The organism is Ochrobactrum sp. BTU2, assembly GCF_024539785.1.
Classification (GTDB): domain Bacteria; phylum Pseudomonadota; class Alphaproteobacteria; order Rhizobiales; family Rhizobiaceae; genus Brucella; species Brucella anthropi.
This window is the reverse complement of the sequence record NZ_JAHWRG010000086.1, coordinates 1-1,016: the sequence shown is the minus strand read 5'-3', so window position 1 is coordinate 1,016 and position 1,016 is coordinate 1. Positions and strand designations below refer to the sequence as shown.

The following is a 1,016-nucleotide window of genomic DNA, read 5'->3' as shown; positions in this document are numbered from 1 at the left end:
CATGGATGAAGCCAGGCATGAGGGAAAGTACCATCGGATCGAGGTGATTACCGGCCGGCGTCAGCGGCGCAATTGGACTGACGAGGAGAAGGCACGGATCCTTGCGGAAAGCGCGGAACCTGATGTGAACATCTCGGCCGTTGCCCGGCGCTGGGGCGTCAATCGCGGCTTGCTGAACGTCTGGCGTCGGGACGCTGGGCTGACGTCTCAACGATCCGCGAGGGTCAGTGCGCAACAGGCGATGTTCGTGCCGGTGACGGTGACTGGCGATCAAGCGTCGGTCCCAGGCTCGCCGCCAGATGTGGCCCACTTTGGCGTCGGTCGAATTGAGGTCGAGATTGCTGGCGCGCGCATGACGGTTATTGGCCCGATAGCACCAGAACTGGCGCAAGCGATGGTGGCGGCCTTGCGAGGTCGCCGGTGATCGGCGTTTCGCCGAGTGGCGTGAAGATCATGGTGGCAACGCAACCGGTCGACTTCCGGCGCGGCATGAATGGCCTTGTGGCGTTGGTGGCGTCAGCACTTATAGCCGATCCCTATTGTGGCGACGTGTTTGTGTTCCGCGCCAGGCGTCTGGATCGGCTTCGCTGCATTTACTGGGATGGGTCAGGCATGATCCTGGCGACGAAGTGGTTGGAAAGCGGAAAGTTTGTTTGGCCCCCGATCCGCGATGGTGCAATACAGATGAGTGCCCAGGAGTTCTCGCTTTTGCTGGCGGGCATTGACTGGACGCGGGTCAGGCGAAACGCGGTGAGACGCCCCTCAAAAACAGGCTGATCCTATTGGTTTTGCTTGAAAATTCAGGCTGATATGGTAGGGTCAGTCATGCTGCTTCGACCCGATCCCTTGCCTCAGGATGCTGCGCAATTGACCCGGATTATTCTCTCGCTCGACGAAGAGAATGCCGATCTCAAAGCGCGTGTTGCCTTCCTTGAGCGCCAGCTCTTCGGGACGAAGTCGGAGAAGATGACGATCATCGATCCGGCCCAGGCAACGCTCGACCTGGGCGATCTAAG

General features: G+C 59.8%; 3 protein-coding genes. All 3 read left to right on the top strand.

Annotation, left to right across the window (positions count from 1 at the left end; translation table 11 throughout):
- Position 1: 1 nt before the first annotated feature.
- Positions 2-424 carry a transposase gene (locus KWJ32_RS28125; protein ID WP_256886629.1) on the top strand — a complete coding sequence of 141 codons (423 nt, stop codon included), beginning with the start codon at positions 2-4 and terminating at the stop codon, positions 422-424.
- Entirely contained in the window at positions 421-777 is a 357-nt protein-coding gene (tnpB, locus tag KWJ32_RS28120) for an IS66 family insertion sequence element accessory protein TnpB (RefSeq protein WP_256886628.1), read from the top strand. The genes KWJ32_RS28125 and tnpB overlap by 4 nt, the downstream gene beginning before the upstream one ends.
- 48 nt (positions 778-825) lie before the next feature.
- Positions 826-1,016, top strand: a 191-nt coding sequence (locus KWJ32_RS28115) for a transposase (RefSeq protein ID WP_256886627.1), incomplete at its 3' end; no start/stop codon positions are given.